The 16,529-nt window shown below is 66.3% G+C and carries 17 protein-coding genes; 11 read left to right on the top strand and 6 right to left on the bottom strand.

What is annotated here, in order from left to right:
* Positions 1-194 precede the first annotated feature (194 nt).
* The 7 genes from RI841_RS00660 (at position 195) to RI841_RS00630 (ending at position 7,626) form a co-directional block, all read left to right on the top strand.
* Complete coding sequence (locus tag RI841_RS00660; RefSeq protein ID WP_310703590.1) at positions 195-1,148, top strand: hydroxymethylglutaryl-CoA lyase; 954 nt, start codon at positions 195-197, stop codon at positions 1,146-1,148.
* A 2-nt stretch (positions 1,149-1,150) separates the two neighbouring features.
* Positions 1,151-2,356, top strand: coding sequence for a CoA transferase (locus tag RI841_RS00655; protein ID WP_310703589.1), 1,206 nt, complete (start codon positions 1,151-1,153; stop codon positions 2,354-2,356).
* Between the two features lie 84 nt (positions 2,357-2,440).
* The gene (locus RI841_RS00650) at positions 2,441-3,436 is read left to right on the top strand and encodes a tripartite tricarboxylate transporter substrate-binding protein (RefSeq protein WP_310703587.1); all 996 of its coding nucleotides are present in this window, start codon (positions 2,441-2,443) and stop codon (positions 3,434-3,436) included.
* Complete coding sequence (locus tag RI841_RS00645) at positions 3,433-3,909, top strand: tripartite tricarboxylate transporter TctB family protein (RefSeq protein WP_310703586.1); 477 nt, start codon at positions 3,433-3,435, stop codon at positions 3,907-3,909. The genes RI841_RS00650 and RI841_RS00645 overlap by 4 nt, the downstream gene beginning before the upstream one ends.
* Positions 3,910-3,919: 10 nt before the next feature.
* The gene (locus tag RI841_RS00640; RefSeq protein ID WP_310703585.1) at positions 3,920-5,416 is read left to right on the top strand and encodes a tripartite tricarboxylate transporter permease; all 1,497 of its coding nucleotides are present in this window, start codon (positions 3,920-3,922) and stop codon (positions 5,414-5,416) included.
* Between the two features lie 64 nt (positions 5,417-5,480).
* Positions 5,481-6,830, top strand: coding sequence for a deoxyguanosinetriphosphate triphosphohydrolase (locus RI841_RS00635; RefSeq protein ID WP_310703584.1), 1,350 nt, complete (start codon positions 5,481-5,483; stop codon positions 6,828-6,830).
* Position 6,831: 1 nt separating this feature from the next.
* The gene (locus RI841_RS00630) at positions 6,832-7,626 is read left to right on the top strand and encodes a ribonuclease T2 family protein (protein ID WP_310703583.1); all 795 of its coding nucleotides are present in this window, start codon (positions 6,832-6,834) and stop codon (positions 7,624-7,626) included.
* Here the strand turns inward: RI841_RS00630 and RI841_RS00625 are convergent, their stop codons facing one another.
* Positions 7,627-8,538, bottom strand: coding sequence for a nuclease-related domain-containing protein (locus tag RI841_RS00625; protein ID WP_310703582.1), 912 nt, complete (start codon positions 8,536-8,538; stop codon positions 7,627-7,629).
* A gap of 93 nt (positions 8,539-8,631) precedes the next feature.
* On the opposite strand from RI841_RS00625, the gene RI841_RS00620 reads away from it, so the two are divergent.
* Positions 8,632-9,534 carry an NAD-dependent protein deacetylase gene (locus RI841_RS00620; protein WP_405000888.1) on the top strand — a complete coding sequence of 301 codons (903 nt, stop codon included), beginning with the start codon at positions 8,632-8,634 and terminating at the stop codon, positions 9,532-9,534.
* Here the strand turns inward: RI841_RS00620 and RI841_RS00615 are convergent.
* Positions 9,515-9,889 (bottom strand): translation initiation factor Sui1, encoded by a 375-nt coding sequence (locus RI841_RS00615; RefSeq protein WP_310703580.1) that lies wholly within the window; start codon positions 9,887-9,889, stop codon positions 9,515-9,517. The genes RI841_RS00620 and RI841_RS00615 overlap by 20 nt on opposite strands.
* Before the next feature lie 107 nt (positions 9,890-9,996).
* Complete coding sequence (locus RI841_RS00610) at positions 9,997-10,680, bottom strand: HAD-IA family hydrolase (protein ID WP_310703579.1); 684 nt, start codon at positions 10,678-10,680, stop codon at positions 9,997-9,999.
* A 382-nt stretch (positions 10,681-11,062) separates the two neighbouring features.
* Here RI841_RS00610 and hpaI point away from each other — a divergent pair, with 382 nt between their 5' ends.
* Complete coding sequence (gene hpaI / locus RI841_RS00605) at positions 11,063-11,833, top strand: 4-hydroxy-2-oxoheptanedioate aldolase (RefSeq protein ID WP_310703578.1); 771 nt, start codon at positions 11,063-11,065, stop codon at positions 11,831-11,833.
* Between the two features lie 51 nt (positions 11,834-11,884).
* Here hpaI and RI841_RS00600 read toward each other — a convergent pair whose 3' ends face one another.
* From RI841_RS00600 to RI841_RS00590, 3 genes are read right to left on the bottom strand one after another with little or no spacing between them, the layout of a single operon-like run.
* Positions 11,885-12,040 carry a hypothetical protein gene (locus RI841_RS00600; protein WP_310703577.1) on the bottom strand — a complete coding sequence of 52 codons (156 nt, stop codon included), beginning with the start codon at positions 12,038-12,040 and terminating at the stop codon, positions 11,885-11,887.
* Between the two features lies 1 nt (position 12,041).
* Positions 12,042-13,343 carry an L-fuconate dehydratase gene (locus RI841_RS00595; protein ID WP_310703576.1) on the bottom strand — a complete coding sequence of 434 codons (1,302 nt, stop codon included), beginning with the start codon at positions 13,341-13,343 and terminating at the stop codon, positions 12,042-12,044.
* Between the two features lie 41 nt (positions 13,344-13,384).
* Complete coding sequence (locus RI841_RS00590) at positions 13,385-14,572, bottom strand: fumarylacetoacetate hydrolase family protein (protein WP_310703575.1); 1,188 nt, start codon at positions 14,570-14,572, stop codon at positions 13,385-13,387.
* Between the two features lie 178 nt (positions 14,573-14,750).
* On the opposite strand from RI841_RS00590, the gene RI841_RS00585 reads away from it, so the two are divergent.
* Positions 14,751-15,515 (top strand): SDR family NAD(P)-dependent oxidoreductase, encoded by a 765-nt coding sequence (locus RI841_RS00585; RefSeq protein WP_310703574.1) that lies wholly within the window; start codon positions 14,751-14,753, stop codon positions 15,513-15,515.
* Positions 15,512-16,525: a 4-hydroxythreonine-4-phosphate dehydrogenase PdxA gene (gene pdxA, locus RI841_RS00580; RefSeq protein ID WP_310703573.1), complete on the top strand. Its 1,014-nt coding sequence runs from the start codon at positions 15,512-15,514 to the stop codon at positions 16,523-16,525. The genes RI841_RS00585 and pdxA overlap by 4 nt, the downstream gene beginning before the upstream one ends.
* Positions 16,526-16,529 lie beyond the last annotated feature (4 nt).

The raw sequence follows: 16,529 nt of genomic DNA, 5'->3' as shown, positions 1-16,529 counted from the left end.
AGCCGCCAAGCCGCCAAGCCGCCAAGCCGCCAAGCCGCCAAGCCGCCAAGCCGCCGCATCACGTGAAGATATAGCAGCTTGCTGGCGGAGGGTGAGCGAGCCGTGCCTGCCTAGGACGAAAGGCGCATTGCTGCGCGTGGAGCCGCTGCCGTAGCGTCAGTGCATAAGGAACCTATCATTCAATAGGATGCTCCATGCCCGTCGTACCAGAAGCTCTTCCAAGGCGTGTCCAGGTCACCGAGGTGGGCCTGCGCGATGGCTTGCAGAACGAATCGGTGCTGCTCCCCACCGGGGATAAGGTAAGGCTGGTCCGGGCGCTGGTGGCAGCGGGCGTCAAGCAGTTCGAATTGACCTCTTTCGTCAGCCCGCGGGCCGTGCCGGCACTGGCCGATGCCCCCGAGCTGGTGTCGGCCCTGCGCGACATCCCGGACGTGCACTTCTCCGCGCTGGTCCCCAACCTGCGCGGTGCCGAGCGTGCCCTGGAAGCCGGGGTCGACTCGGTCGTGCTGTTCGTCTCTGCCTCCGCGACCCACAACGCCAAGAACGTCAACTGTCGCATCGAGGACTCCCTGGCGGCATTCGAGCAGGTCGCCCGCCGTCTCGAGGGCAGCGGCATCGAGGTCCGTGGCGCCATCGCCACCGCCTTCGGCTGCCCCTTCGAGGGAGAGGTCGATGTCCGCGACGTGGGGCGTATCGCGCGCCACTTCGCCGGCCTCGGCGTGACTCGGCTGTCGCTGGGGGATACCACCGGCATGGCCACCCCCCCGCTGGTCACCGAACGTGTCCGTCATCTTCGGGAGGTTGCCCCCTCGCTGTTGCCGACCCTGCATTTCCACAATACCCGCGGCATCGGCCTGGCCAACGTCATGCAGGGCCTTTGGCTGGGCGTCGACCGCTACGAGAGTTCCATCGGCGGGCTCGGCGGCTGCCCCTTCGCCCCGGGGGCGTCGGGCAATATCGCCAGCGAGGACCTGGTCTACCTGCTCGACGAGATGGGCATCGAGACCGGCATCGACCTCGAGAGCATGATCGAGTCCGGCCGACTGGCCAGCCGTCTGATGGGGCGACCGCTCCCCGCCCAAGTCTCCAGGGCCGGACCGCGCTTGGCCCTTGGCGACTGTTCCGCCGTTCCCACCGCAAGAGGCTGAGGATGTCCGACCATCAATCTCCCGCCGCCGGTTCCCTCGCGGGGATTCGCGTCATCGACCTGACCCGGGTGATCTCCGGCCCCTTCTGCACCCAGATCCTGGGCGACCACGGTGCCGACGTGATCAAGATCGAGCCGCCAGGAAAGGGCGACGTGGTACGCAGCCAGGGCAATATGGTCAATGGCGAGAGCTGGTACTTCGCCCAGTTCAATCGCAACAAGCGCTCCATGACGCTGGATTTACGCCAGGAGGCGGGCAAGGCGGTGCTCCACCGGCTGCTCGAGGATGCCGATGTGCTGGTGGAGAACTTCCGACCGGGGGTGCTGGGCAAGATGGGGCTGGATGACGAGACCCTGCGCGAGCGTTTCCCGCGCCTGGTGGTGGGGCGTATCAACGGCTTCGGCTCCACCGGCCCCTATCGCGACCGTCCGGCCTATGACTTCATCGCCCAGGCCATGAGCGGCTTCATGGGCGTCAATGGCCCGGCGGACGGTGAGCCCATGCGGGCCGCCCCGCCCATCAGCGACATGGTGGCCAGTCAGAACCTGGCCTTCGGCATCTGCGCCGCGTTGGTGCGTCGAGCCACCACCGGTCAGGGGGAGATCGTCGAGACGGCACTGACCAACGGCCTGATCGCCATGATGGGCTACCTGGCCGCCGAGTTCTTCGCCACTGATCATGTGCCGGCGCGCACCGGCAACGACCATCCCATGCTCTATCCCTATGGCCTGTTCAAGGCCAGCGACGGTGAAGTGGCCATCGCCCCCAGCAACGACACCATGGTGGAGCGCTTCCTCGGTGCCCTGGACAAGCTGCACCTGCTCGACGACGAGCGCTTCGCCGACAATGCACGGCGGATGGCCAACCGCGACGCGCTGCGCGAGTGCCTGACGGCGGTGACCGAGACGCGCAGCGTCGAGGCCTGGATCGACCACCTCAACCGAGCCGGGGTGCCCTGCGGACGCGTCCATGACTTGCGCGAGACCTTTGCGGATCCGCAGGTCCAGGCGCAGCAGATGCGGATCGAGCTCGACCAAGGGGAGCTTGGCCGGATTCCCGTGACCGGCTTCCCGGTAAAGATGCAGGAGGCGCCGGCAGCCGTGCACCATCCCGTGCCCCGTCTTGGTGAGCACACCCGCGACGTCCTGGCGGAGTTCGGTTTCGATGATGGCGAGTTGAAGGCCCTGGAGGCGCAGGGCGTGATTTGAATCTACGCTGCAGGAGGTCTCGGGCCCTCTGGGGCTTGTGGTCATAACAACAGTCGCTATAACAACAAGGGGAGGATCAACAAGATGCCAACCATTAAGCACGCTACCCGGGGGATTGCCGCCTCGGCCCTGCTGGGACTCGGCCTGGTCGCCAGCATCCCCGGCCATGCCCTGCCCATCAGCGAGTGCATCGCGCCTGCGGATCCCGGTGGCGGCTGGGACTTCACCTGCCGCTCGGTGGGCAAGCTGCTGCTCGACCTCGAGCTGGTGGATGGGCCGGTGCAGGTCACCAACATGCCGGGTGGGGTAGGCGCCGTGGCTTTCGCCAACGTCGAGAGCAACCGCGCCGATGACAGCGACCTGATCGTTGCCACCAGCACCGTGGGGGTGACCCAGATCGCCCAGGGCAAGTATCCCGGCGGCGCCGATACCATGCGCTGGCTGGGCATGTTGGGTACCGATGTGGGCGTCATCCTGGTGGATGATGACAGCGAGTACGAGAGCCTCGAGCCGCTGCTCGAGACCATGGTCGAGGATCCGGGCGCCCTGGCCGTTGCCGGCTCCAGCGGTGCTGGCGGCTGGGACCACATACGGGCGCTGATGCTGGCCAAGGAGGCGGGCATGCCGGATGACCAGATCGGTAGCCTGCGCTGGGTGCAGTTCGACGGGGGTGGCCCGGCCGTGACCCAGATGATGGGCGGCCACGTGGACGTGGTCTCCACCGATCTGGGGGAGATCGCCGGCTTCATCGAGTCGGGCGACGTGCGCGTGCTGGCGGTGCTCTCCGAGGAGCCGCTGCCCGAGCCCTTCGCCGACCTGCCCACTGCCGCCTCCCAGGGCTATGACGTGGCGGGTTACAACTGGCGCGGCTTCTACACCGGCGGCGAGGTCTCCGACGAGGAGTACGCCGCCCTGGTGGAGGACCTCCAGGCGCTCTACGACAGCGACGAGTGGAAGGAGGTCGCCCAGCAGAACGGCCTGGTCCCCCTGTGGCGCGGCGGTGACGAGTTCGATGCCTTCGTCCGCGAGTCCATCGATGAGGTCGAGGCCATTTCCCGGGAGATCGGGGTCATCCAGTGAGTGATCTCCTGCAGGAGGACGCCGGGCGGGTGCCCGGCGTCATCGGCGATCGCATCGCCGGGGTCCTGTTGCTGGCACTGGCGCTCGGCGCCTGGTGGCTCTCCCATGACCTGGAGTCGGGCTTCATGCAGCCCATCGGGCCGGGCGAATACCCGCGGCTGATCAGCCTGCCCCTGGCGGCGCTGTCGTTGCTGCTGATCCTGCGTCCCGGCTTCAACCAGCGCTGGCCGGATCGCACTGCCCTGCTGCGGCAGGGGTTGACCCTGCTGGTGCTCGCCAGCTTCGCCGGCCTGGTCAAGCCGCTCGGCTTCCTGCCGGCCTCCCTGGTGACGGTGGTGCTGCTGGTCCGCCTGTTCGGGGCATCCTGGAAGCCCGCCCTGGTCAGCGGCGGCGTGCTCGCCCTGGCCCTCTATGCGTTGTTCGAATTCGCCCTCGGTATTCCGCTTCCAAACATGCCGGGTCTGGACTGGTAGGGCTCACGACATGGATATCCTCGCCTTCCTCGCTCAGGGCTTTGCCGTGGCGCTGGAGCCCCAGAATCTCTTCCTCGCGTTCATCGGCTGTGTCATCGGCACTCTGATCGGCGCGTTGCCCGGCCTGGGGCCGGTCAACGGCGTGGCGCTGATGATTCCGCTCTCCTTCAACTTCAGCCTGCCGGCCACGGGGGCGTTGATCCTGCTGGTCAGCGTCTACTATGGCTGCATGTATGGTGGACGCATCAGTTCCATCGTCCTCAACATTCCTGGCGACGAGCCGGCCATGATGACCACCCTGGATGGCTATCCCATGGCGCTGAAGGGGCAGGGCGGCGAGGCACTGGGGCTCTCCGCGGTGGCCTCCTTCGCCGGGGCCGCGGTGGCGACCCTGGGGCTGGCGCTGTTCGCCCCCCTGCTGGTCCAGTTCGCCATCCGCTTCGGACCGGCGGAGTACTTCGCCCTCTTCGTGCTGGCCTTCGCCACCATCGGCGGGGTGACCGGCGGCAGCCTGGTCAAGAGCTTCATCGCCGCCTTCCTGGGTCTGCTGCTGGGCAGCGTCGGCCTCGATGCGGTCAGCGGGGTGCCACGCTACACTTTCGGCCTCTACGAGCTCTATGACGGCATCGACTTCATCGTCGCCCTGGTGGGACTGTTCGCCATCTCGGAGTGCCTGATCTACCTGGAGGACATTCGCGGCACCAGCCGTCCGACCTTGACACTCGGCTCGGCGATGCCCGGTGTACGTTCCGCCGGGCGCTGCGCGCCGACCATCGCCCGCGGCTCGCTGATCGGCTTCGTGGCAGGGGTGCTGCCCGGGGCCGGCGCGGCGCTGGGCAGCTTCCTCGCCTATATGCTCGAGAAGCGCTGGGTAGGGCGCAATGGCCGCTTCGGGCAGGGTGACCCGCGCGGCGTGGCGGCGCCCGAGGCGGGCAACAACGCCGCCGCCGGCGGTGCACTGATTCCCATGCTGTCGCTGGGCATCCCCGGCAGCGGCACCACGGCGATCCTGCTGGCGCTGCTGCTGTCGATGAACATCACACCAGGGCCGCTGCTCTTCGAGCAGCAGCCTGAAATGGTGTGGGGGCTGGTGGCAGCGCTGGTGATCGGCAACTTCGTGCTGCTGGTGCTCAATGTGCCGTTGGTAAGTCTGTTTGCCAAGGTGTTGCAGGCACCGGGCTGGTTCCTGATGCCGATGGTGGTGATGGTGGCCTTCGTCGGTGTCTACTCGCTCAACAACAGCGCCTTCGACCTCTACATGATGCTGGGCTTCGGGGTGTTGGGCTATGCGCTGCGCAAGCTGGAGATTCCCACGGTGCCGGTGGTGCTGGGCCTGCTGCTGGGCGGACAGATGGAGTTCAACCTGCGCCGTGCCATGTCGATCTCGGGCGGGGACTGGAGCATCCTGTGGAGCAGCGGCATCTCGGTGGGCATCTACCTCTTCGCCGTCACCCTGATCGTTGCCGGCCTGGTCTACTCCTGGATGGTTCGGGGTCGCCTCGCCTAGGCCGACGGGACTGGGCCCCGGCGCCCGGGGCTGCCAGAATGGGCCATCCAAGGAGAGAATGCCCATGACGCAGATGAGCTGGGAGCGGCTGCTCGACCCGGGTCGCCTGCACGATCGCCGCGATGAGCGCCCCGGGGGAAGTCGCGATGAGATCGGTCGCAGCCCCTTCCACAAGGACCATGACCGGATCGTCTTCGCCGGTTCCTTCCGGCGCCTGGGCCGCAAGACCCAGGTCCACCCGCTGACCGACAACGATCATATCCACACCCGCCTGACCCACTCCCTGGAGGTGGGCTGCGTGGGACGTTCGCTGGGGATGATCGTCGGCGAGCGGCTGAGCGGGCGCCTGCCCGGCTGGATCACCCCGGCGGACCTGGGCGTGATCGTTCAGGCGGCGTGCCTGGGCCACGATATCGGCAATCCGCCCTTCGGCCATGCCGGCGAATACGCCATCCGCGACTGGTTTGCGCGCGCCGAGTCCGACGGCAGCGGCTTGCTGGAGGGGCTCTCGGCGTCCGAGCGCCAGGACCTGCTCACCTACGAGGGCAATGCCCAGGGGTTTCGCATCGTCACCCAGGTCGAGTACAACCAGTTTCGCGGCGGCATGCGCCTGACGACGGCGACGCTCGGAACCCTGCTCAAGTATCCCTGGACCGTGGAGCACGGCGGCACGGCCGGCAAGTTCGGCTGCTACCAGAGCGAACGCGAGCTGCTCGCCGAGGTGGCCGAGCGGCTGGGCCTGCTGCCCCGCGGCGAGGGGCGCTGGTGCCGCCACCCGCTGGCCTGGCTGGTGGAGGCCGCCGATGATATCTGCTATGCGCTGCTCGACCTCGAGGATGGGCTGGAGATGGGGATCCTGCGCTACGAGGAGGTCGCCGGGATCCTGATCCAGATCGCCGGCGGCGAGCCTGCCGACTATGCTGCCATGCAGCGTCACGGGGTCTCCCAGCGGCGGCGCATCGCCGCCCTGCGCGGAGCGGCCATGGAACGGGCGGTGAACGACGTGGGAGCGGTCTTCGTACAGCACGAGGCCGAGCTGCTGGGCGGGCGCCTCAAGGATGATTTGCTCGAGCTCTGTCACCCGGACCTGGGCTGGGGCGTGAAGGCGGCCAAGCAGCTGGCCCGGGAGCGGATCTTCCAGAACGAGCGCAAGGCCAAGCTGGAGATCGGTGCCTACACGACGCTGGGCATTCTGTTGGAAGCCTTCATCGGGGCGGCCCATGAGCTGCACCACCATGGGCGCTCCACCTTCAAGCACCAGCGCGTGCTGGCACTGATCGGCGAGAATACCCCGCGGCCTTCCTGGAGCCTCTACGACAGCTACCGGCGCATGCTCGACTTCATCGGCGGCATGACCGACCACTATGCCGTGGACCTGGCCCAGGAGATGGGCGGCCGGCTGCGGGGCGACTGAGATGGTGTTACTGCGGGCCGTAGCGGTCGGCTGGCGGAGGGCGCTGCTTGGCTTGGCGCTGCTGTTGGCGGTTTTGCCGTCCCTGGCCGAGGGGCCTCTCGAGCGCCTCGAGGGAGAGGGCTTCGATCACTATACCCTGGCGCTGACCTGGCACCCCGGCTTCTGCGCGAGCCGCTCGCGCCCGCCCCGGGAGTGCCGTGAACCGGCCCTGCGCGAGGGGGCCGAGCGGGGCTTCGTGCTGCATGGCCTGTGGCCCTCCCTTCCGGAACGCTTCGCTGCACGTGGCGTCGACCGGCGCCGCTGGTGGCGGGAAGGCTGCTTCCTCGAGACGCCGCGGCCTGACGGCAGCTTCTGCCGCGCCCATCCGCCCCTCGACCTGCCGGAGCCACTAGGGGAAGCGCTGGATGCCATCATGCCGGGGCGCGCCAGCTGCCTGGACCGCTACCAGTATGCCAAGCACGCCGCCTGCCTGGCGCTGCCCGAGGCGGGCTACTTCTCGGCCTCGGTGGCGCTGGCCGAGACGCTCAACGCGAGTGTCTTCGCGGCCTTCGTGACCCTCAACCAGGGCGGTGAGGTGGGGCGCAATGCGCTGATCAATGCCTTCGAGGCGGCCTTCGGCGAGGGCACGGGGCGCGCGCTGCGCCTGGAGTGTGGCGGGCGCGGCAATCGTCTGCTCACCGAGGTGCGCATCGGTATCGCGACCGGTCGCCTGGCGGAGTTCCCGGCGGCCGAGAGTCTGGTGCACCAGGACCGTGGCCGCTGTGCGACCCGGGTGCGCATCGCTACCTTCGATTGATCAGACCGAGGGCCCTTCCAGCGTCGGCAGGTCCAGCAGGCTGGCGCGATGGCGCAGGGCCGTGATCACGGCATCGTGGGTCGCGTCGTCGATCTCGCCCAGGCGGGTCTCGGTGAGTCGTCTGGCTAGGTCGCCGCCGCCCACCACCAGCAGGTCGTCCGGTGCCTGGCTGGCGTCGATCTCCCAGCCGTGCAGGGCCAGTACACCCTTGACCGGCACCGGACCGCCGACCTGGCGTTCGAGCCAGGCGGTCAGCCAGCGCGTGGCCTGGCGGGTCTTGCGCAGTGACCGACGCTCGCTCCAGCCCGGGAAGCGCAGGCGGTCAGGCTCGATGGCGACCAGGTTGACCTCGCGGCCGCCGGGCGTGATGGCAGGGGTGCGGGCGCGGGTCTCGACCACGAAGATGCCGTGGGGGGTGATCGCCACGTGGTCGATGGTGTAGCCGTCGCCGGGCACGTCATGGAAGACATAGTAGGGGTGCGCCTCGGGGCGGATCAGCCGCTCCAACTCCTGGCCCACGGCGAGTTCGCAGGCCAGTCCCAGCTTCAGCCGGCGGATACGCTGGAAGTCGCGGATCAGCAGGAAGCAGAACACCAGCGCCAGCAGGGTGCAGAGCGCGCCGTAGAGCGCCCACTCGATCCAGTCCTGTTCGCTGGAGAAGAGCATGCGGCCCATGCCGTAGACCAACGGGGCCAGGGTGACGATGGGGCCCAGGGCGCCGTCGAGGAAGAGGCCGGCGAAGGCCCGGTCGAGGCGGTCGCGCAGGGCTTGTCCCGGCTCGCGCAGCGGGTGGGCGTCGAAGGGCGAGCGTACCCGGGCATCGTGCAGGTTGCGCAGCGCCACCACGATCACCGCGGTGGCCGCCAGCGGGAACAGGAAGATCAGCGGGAGCAGGTATTCCAGCCAGGCCATCGGGATTCCTTGCCCTGAGGGTGAGCGTCCATTCTAGACAACTCCCCCCTGGCGGGGCCATGCTCTTTCGGCGTGATGGGAGAGCGACGAACGATGAGGTGTGAGGAGGCAGGCGTGAGACAGGCGACAGCAGCGACACCGGCCCATGACCTCGAGGCACTCGCCGCTTTTGTCGCGCGCTACCCGCGCCTGGCGGTGCTCACCGGTGCCGGCATCAGCACCGCCAGCGGCATCCCCGACTATCGCGACGACCGCGGCGACTGGAAGCGCCCGCCGCCCATGCAGCACCAGGTGTTCATGGCCAGCCATGCGGCGCGCCAGCGCTACTGGGCGCGGGCCCTGGTGGGCTTTCGCACCCTGCAGGATGCCAGGCCCAATGCGGCCCACAAGGCCCTGGCGCGTCTCGAGGCACTGGGCCATGTCAGCGGCGTGATCACCCAGAACGTCGATGGCCTGCATCAGCGGGCCGGATCGCGGCGGGTGATCGACCTGCACGGCCGTGCCGACATGGTACGCTGTATGGGCTGCGGTGCCCGGCGCATGCGCCATGACCTGCATGCCGAACTGGCCGCACGCAATCCGCACTGGGTGGAGGCCGGTGCCCGGGCGGGCCCGGACGGCGACGCCGATCTGGAAGCCGACTTCTCGGGGTTCCGGGTACCCGATTGTTCGCGGTGCGGTGATGGCATCTACAAGCCCGACGTGGTCTTCTTCGGCGACAGCGTGCCGCGCACCACCGTGGAGGCAGCCTTCGCCCTGCAGGGCGAGAGCGATGCCCTGCTGGTGGTGGGCTCCTCGCTGATGGTCTTTTCCGGCTTCCGCTTCGCCCGGGCGGCGGCCCGGCAACGCCAGCCCATCGCCTGTCTCAACCTCGGTCACACCCGGGCCGATGCACTCTATGCGCTGAAGGTGCAGGCCTCGGCCGAGGCCCTGGCCTGGCTGTGCGAGCGGTTGGAGAGTGGCTCGCCCCCAGGACTCAGCCGCCGGCCAGCCTGACCCGGTAGCCGCGCTTTTCGAGTTCACCCTTGAGCAGTTCGCGATGGTCGCCCTGGATCTCGACGACGCCCTCCTTGACGGCTCCGCCAGTGCCGCAGCGCTTCTTCAGCGTCTTGGCCAGGGTCTTGAGCTCGCCGGCAGGCAGCGGGATGCCCTCGATGGTGGTCACGCCCTTGCCCTTGCGGCCGCTGGTCTCGCGGCGGATGCGCACGATGCCGTCCAGTTCGGCCAGGCGGGCCTGTTCGGCCTGCTCGGCACAGTCGCACTCGGCCAGGGGCCGGCGGCACTCCGGGCAGGTGTCGCCATGTTCGGTGGAGTAGACCAGGCCGCCGAGCTGGTCCTTCAGGGATGCCATGTCGGCCTCCTCGTGTTCGAGAGTGTCCGGGCGATGATAGTCGTGCCGTCGACGCTCTGCATCCACGGCAGCTATCCACAGGCGGTGGCGAGACGGGGATGTGGGTATCAGGCGTGGGCGGCCAGGGCGCGGCCGCTTTCCAGATGGCCGATTACCGTGGGCAGCTGGAACATGCTGCTGATCATGATGGCCCCTTCCGGCGTCTCCTCAACATCCGGGAAGCGGTTGAGGTGGATCACCGTCATGCCGGCGGCCAGGGCACCCCTGACACCGACCAGGGCATCGTCGATGACCACGCACTCTTCGGGCGTGAAGCCCATCAGGCTGGCGGCATGGCGGAACAGGCAGGGATCGGGCTTCCAGCAGTTGGCCGTGTAGGCGCTGAACAGGCGATTGCCGAACACCTCGGCGAGACCGGTGGCCTCGAGCGAGGTGCGGATCTTGTTTTCCGGGCCATTGGAGACAACGCCCATGGGATGGCCGGCGAGGGCAGTGAGGGCCTCGGTGGCGCCATCAATGGCAATCAGCTCGCTGGCCAGGCGCCGGTTGAGATTGGCGCGCATGCGGCTCTCGAGAGGGTCTAGCCGCTCCGGGTCAACACTGCCGTAGCGGCGCTCCAGTTCGGCGACGATGTGGCGAAAGCGAGCCCCGCGGAACTCTCCCATGTAGTCGCTGACCTGGAAGGGCAGACCCGCGTCGGTCAGGCTGGACGACATCTCGTCGGCGAGCAGTGGCTCGCTGTCGACCAGGGTACCGTCGCAATCGAAGAGCAGGCAGAGGGGGCGTGCCATCACCAAACCTCGCAGATGTGGCCAGGGCGCATCGTCTGTTTAGTGTAAGCCCAGGCCGTAGACCTTGTGAACAGTGTTTCTCAAAAAGCTGCCCGGTTGTCAGGAACTTTCGAGCAGGGCTGCCGCCTGGTGTACTCAACGTGGTGCCGAGAGATCATGTCGGAGGTGTTTGTCGCCGGCGAGGCCCAGGCTGTTACGCCTAGAGAATCCTCATAGAGTTCTCCACTCTGGTTCACGGCGGAGGACGCCGGAAAAGTGTTGGCTTTGTTATGCAAGAATCTCCATAGCGGAGTGTATACTTGTATGACAAGTACATTTGGATGAAAAAGCATCAACGATGCCTTGCTTTTTCATGACTCGCTTGAGAAGAGGAGACTCATGGATGCGCCTGCCCACCAATGATTTCAAGCGTCGCCTGCTGGCCGGAGAGGCCATGACCGGTATCTGGCTGGGGTTGGCAAGTCCCTACGTGGGCGAACTCGCGGCGACTTCCGGCTTCGACTGGTTGTTGCTGGATGGCGAGCATGGGCCTAACGATCTCGGCAGCCTGCTTGCCCAGTTGCAGGCCATCGCTCCCTACGCCAGTCAGCCGGTGGTTCGTCCCCCACATGGCGAAACGGTCCTGCTCAAGCAGTACTTGGATATCGGCGTGCAGAACCTGCTGATCCCCATGGTGGAAAGTGCCCAGCAGGCTGAGGCGTTGGTGGCCGCCACCCGTTATCCACCACGGGGCATGCGCGGCATGGGTAGCGTATTGGCTCGCGCCTCCCACTGGGGCCAGATGACGGACTATCTCGATCGTGCTGACGAGGAGGTCTGCCTGATCCTGCAGTTGGAGAGCCCCGAGGCTCTCGAGAATCTGGAGGCGATCGCCGCCGTCGAAGGCGTCGACGGCCTCTTCATCGGGCCGGCGGACCTCTCGGCCGCCATGGGGCATCGGGGCGACCCCGGCCACCCCGAGGTCGTGGCCGCCATCAAGGAGGCCATCGAGCGTATCCGTGCTGCCGGGAAGGCAGCGGGAATCGTCACCTTCGACGAGGGGGAGGCGCGCGATTACCTGGCCGCCGGCTGTACCTTCGTGGGCTTGGGCGCCGATGTCACGCTCTTGGCCGAGGCGCTGCGCGGTCTGGCAGCACGCTTCCCTTCTAGGTGACCCTCTCGGCAGGTTGGCAGGATTCGCCCGGACTTCATCAGCCCTTCAGGATCAAACAGCGTCTTGATGCCCTCTGCCGGCTCGCGCTCCCCTGGCCGGCAGGGCGCCGGCCCAATCGGACACGTCGCGGGCCATGGCTTCGGGATCGCGAGGCAGGTCGCGTTCTCCCTGGCTTTTGAGGGCATCGAGGATGGCGTCGGCACTCATCTCAGGCTTCCTGCTGCCAGGCGGAACCGTCCGGGTAGTGGTGTCGTGCCAGGGACTCAGGGTGCATGGCGATGCTGTAGCCTGGCGCCTCGGGCACTTGATAGCGGCCGCGTTCGATTACCACCGGATCGACGAAGTGCTCATGGAGGTGGTCGACGTATTCCAGTACCCGCCCCTCTAGGCTGCCGGAAACGGCGATGTAGTCGAACAGCGAGATATGCTGGGTGTACTCGCACAGCCCCACGCCACCGCCGTGGGGGCAGATGGGAACGCCGAACTTGGCGGCCATCAACGTCACCAGGATCACCTCGTTGAGCCCGCCGAGGCGGGCAGCGTCGAGCTGGCAGTAGTCGATGGCGTCGGCCTGGAGGAACTGCTTGAACATCACCTTGTTGTGGCAGTGCTCGCCGGTCGCCACGCCGATCGGCGCGACGCGGTGGCGGATCTCGGCATGGCCGAGGATGTCGTCGGGACTGGTGGGCTCCTCGATCCACAGCGGGTCGAACTCGGCCAGCCGGCGCATTTTGCTCACCGTCTCGTCCACCTCCCACACCTGGTTGGCGTCCATCATCAGCACGTTCTCCCGGCCGATCTCCTCGCGCAGCAGGGCGGCACGGCGAGCGTCTTCCTCCAGGTTGCCCCCGATCTTCTGCTTGAAGTGAGTCCAGCCCTCGGCGAGGGCCTCCCGGGCCAGGTGGCGTACCTTGTCGTCGCTGTAGCCCAGCCACCCCGCCGAGGTGGTGTAGCCGGGATAGCCGTCACGTTGCATTTCCGCCTCTCGGTCGGCCTTGCCTGTCTCCTTCCGGCGCAGTAACGCGATCGCCTCCTCAGGGGTCAGGGCGTCGGTGACGAAGCGGAAGTCGAGGCAGCGCACCAGCTGTTCAGGGGGCATGTCTACCAGTAGCTTCCACACCGGCTTGCCCTCGCGCTTGGCCCACAGGTCCCAGACGGCGTTGACGATGGCCGCAGTGGCCAGATGGATGGCGCCCTTGTCGGGGCCGATCCAGCGCAACTGGCTGTCGCCGGTGATCTTGCGCCAGAAGGCGCCCATGTCCTCGGTGATGGAGGCCAGGCTGAGCCCCTCGATCAAGGGGGCCAGCGAGCGCACCGCGGTGATGACGATCTCGTTGCCGCGGCCGATGGTGAAGGTGAGGCCATGCCCTTCCGACCCACCATCATCGACATGCAGGATCACGTAGCTGGCAGAGTAGTCAGGGGCGGCGTTCATGGCATCCGAGCCATCCAGCGAGCGGGAGGTGGGAAAGCGGATATCCTTCACTTCGAGGCGAGTGATGGTGGTCATAGGGGGCTCTTGGAACAAGGGTAGTGGGCGGAAAGGATGGGTCAGGCGCTGTCTCTGGCGGCGAGGTCATTCATCAGCGCGCGGATACCGTAGGTCCAGGGTGGTAGGAGGTCGCTGCGCCCGACCCGGTTGACCAGGGCGCCCAGCGTTGGAGTGGCGATGGTCACCCTGTCGCCTTGATGATGGGTAAAGCCCTGACCTTCGCCGTCACGGTCCTGGATCGGGGAAAACATGGTGCCCAGGTAGAGCATGAAGCCGTCGGGGTACTGATGGTGGGCGCCCAGGGTCTGGCGCACCAGATCGAGGGGGTCGCGGCTGATTTCGGCCATGTCGCTATCGCCCTCCAGTCGGAAACCATCGTCTTGCCCCTCGATGCGTAACGAGACCTGCGCCTGTCGTACGTCATCGATACCGAAGCCATCGTCGAAAACCCGGATGAAGGGACCAATGGAGCTTGAGGCATTGTTGTCCTTGGCCTTGCCGAGCAAGAGGGCGCTGCGTCCCTCGATGTCACGCAGGTTGACATCATTGCCGAGCGTCGCGCCTTTGACGTTGCCATGGCTGTCAACAGCCAGGACGATCTCCGGTTCGGGGTTGTTCCACTGCGATGCCGGGTGAAGGCCCACGCTGGCTCCGAAGCCCACCGAAGAGAGCGGCTGTGCCTTTGTGAAGACCTCGGCGTCCGGGCCAATGCCCACTTCCATGTACTGTGACCAACCACCGCGGGCCTGAAGCTCTCGCTTGAGCGCCATCGCCTCTTCAGAGCCAGGCACAATGCGTGACAAGTTGCTACCGATGAGTGCCTGAAGGTCGGCACGCAGTTCGCTGGCCTTCGTCGCGTCGCCGCCGGCCTGTTCCTCGATGACCCGCTCCAGCAGGCTCACCGCGAAAGTGACGCCACATGCCTTCACCGCTTGGACATCGCAGGGTGCCAGCAGGAAAGGCGGACGTTGGGGCGTGGATAATGAGTTTTCCAACAGGCTTTCTACGGACCCCAGCGATGCACCATCAGTATTCCGCAGGGTGCGCTCCAAATCAGCTTGATCCAGCAAATCGGCCATCGTGGGACCAAGATGGGTGACATCAATGGCCTCTCCCTCACGGATTACCAAGAGTACCGGCCCGGGTCGTGGGGACTCGCACCAGGCGCGGCCTACCAGTAGGGCGCGATCAAGGTCAGTTGGCAGATAATCTGTTGCCGGACGGTGCGGGGAGTCGGGAAGGGTCATGGAGCCTCCTGGGTCGGGTCGCTGGCATCTGGCCAGCGTTCAACTATCATGTTATTTATGTAGTGATGTATGACAGGTATGCCAATGGCTTCACTCTAGTCCATGGCGTGGCCTCGGGTCGATAGCCGGGTGCTAATAGAGGAGCCCCCACCCCAACCGACAAGAACGGGAGACGGCAATGCTGGAGGAATGGAAAGGTAAGCGAGTACTGGTGACCGGCGCGAGCCGAGGTATCGGGGCCGCTGTAGCCAGACAGCTCGGTGCCCTTGGGGCTCATGTGGCGGTGCATTATCACGCCAGTGCCGAGGGCGCTGAAGCCGTGGCCGAGGCGATTCGCGAAACGAACGGCGAAGCCTTTACCGTGAAGGGCGATATCAGCCGTTCAGCCGAAGCGACTCGCTTGGTCGATGAGGCCGCCGAGCGGCTTGGCGGTTTGGACCTGCTGGTCAACAATGCCGGCGACATGCTCGGCCGGGTATCACTGGACGAGATGGACGATACGCAATATGACCGCGTGATGGACCTCAATGCCCGGTCGGTGGTGATGGCCAGTCGAGCTGCGTTGCCCTACTTTCGTCGCGCCGGTCACGGCAACATCATTCATACCACTTCGATTGCCGCGCGTAACGGTGGGGGCCTGGGGGCCGGGCTCTACGCTTCGGCCAAGGGCTTCGTCAGTACCTTGACGCGCAACATGGCGAAGGAACTCGCCGGGGAGAGTATCCGGGTAAATGGCGTGGCTCCTGGAACCATTGCCACTGACTTCCACGAGCGTCACTCCAACGAGAAGCACATTGCCGCGGCTCGAGCCTCGATCCCCATGGGGCGGCTGGGCAGTGCTGAAGAGTGTGTTGGCGCCTATGTATTTCTGGGCACCGAGAGCATGAGCGGTTACGTGACAGGCCAGGTCATTGAAGTCAACGGCGGGCAGCTGATGCCATGAATCCTTCATCTCATACCTACGACATCGCCATCACCATGGGAGACCCGGCCGGTATCGGGCCGGAGATCATCTGTCGTGCCTTGGCGGCCATGTCTTCGGCTGAACGGGCCAGTAGCCTGGTCGTCGGTGACCCCGCGATCTATCGTCGTGCCGCGTCCACCATCGGTGCCGAGCTTACCTTCGAACCACTCGATCAGAAGTCGCCGGACGATGACAGCGTGGCAGTCGCCGTGGTCGAGGTGCCGGAGGGTGTCGAGATTCCCGATGGCCGTATCAGTGCCGGTGGCGGCGACATGGCCTTTCGTTGCGTCCGGTCAGCAGTGGAACTGGTGCAAGCTGGACGTGCTCGGGTGATCGTCACTGCGCCGCTCAATAAGGCCGCGCTGCATGAGGCTGGCCATCATTATGATGGCCACACTGGCATGCTGGCGGCGCTGACCGGCGCCCCTTCATCGTTCATGCTGCTGGCCTCCGAGACGCTGTCGACCCTGCATGTTTCGACACACGTGTCGCTGCGCGGCGCCATCGAGCGGGTCACCGAGTCGCGCATCACCGAGACAGTGGAAGCCGGTCATGCGCACCTGGTCGCCATGGGGATAGCCCGCCCGCGCATCGCCGTGGCAGGGCTCAACCCCCACTGCGGCGAAGGCGGTATCTTCGGTGATGAGGACGACCGCATCATCGCCCCGGCAGTCAGGGCCCTGCGAGATCGAGGCTATGACGTTCAGGGCCCCATCTCGGCTGATACCGTCTTCTATCGGGCTCACCGAGGCGAGTTCGACCTGGTGGTGGCCCAGTATCACGATCAGGGTCACATCCCGGTCAAGCTGATTGCTTTCGACACCACGGTGAATGTCAGCCTTGGTCTGCCTGTTCAGCGCACGTCGGTGGATCACGGTACCGCCTTTGACATCGCCTGGCAGGGCAGGGCGGATGCTACCAATATGGGCGCGGCCATCGCCTATGCGCGCCGCTTGGCGGCAGGTAATGATCAGGCGTCCGAGTCATGAGTCG

Source organism: Halomonas sp. (assembly GCF_031581305.1).
Classification (GTDB): Bacteria; Pseudomonadota; Gammaproteobacteria; order Pseudomonadales; family Halomonadaceae; genus Halomonas.
Note: the sequence above shows the minus strand (reverse complement) of the source record. Positions and strands in the feature narration are given on the sequence as shown.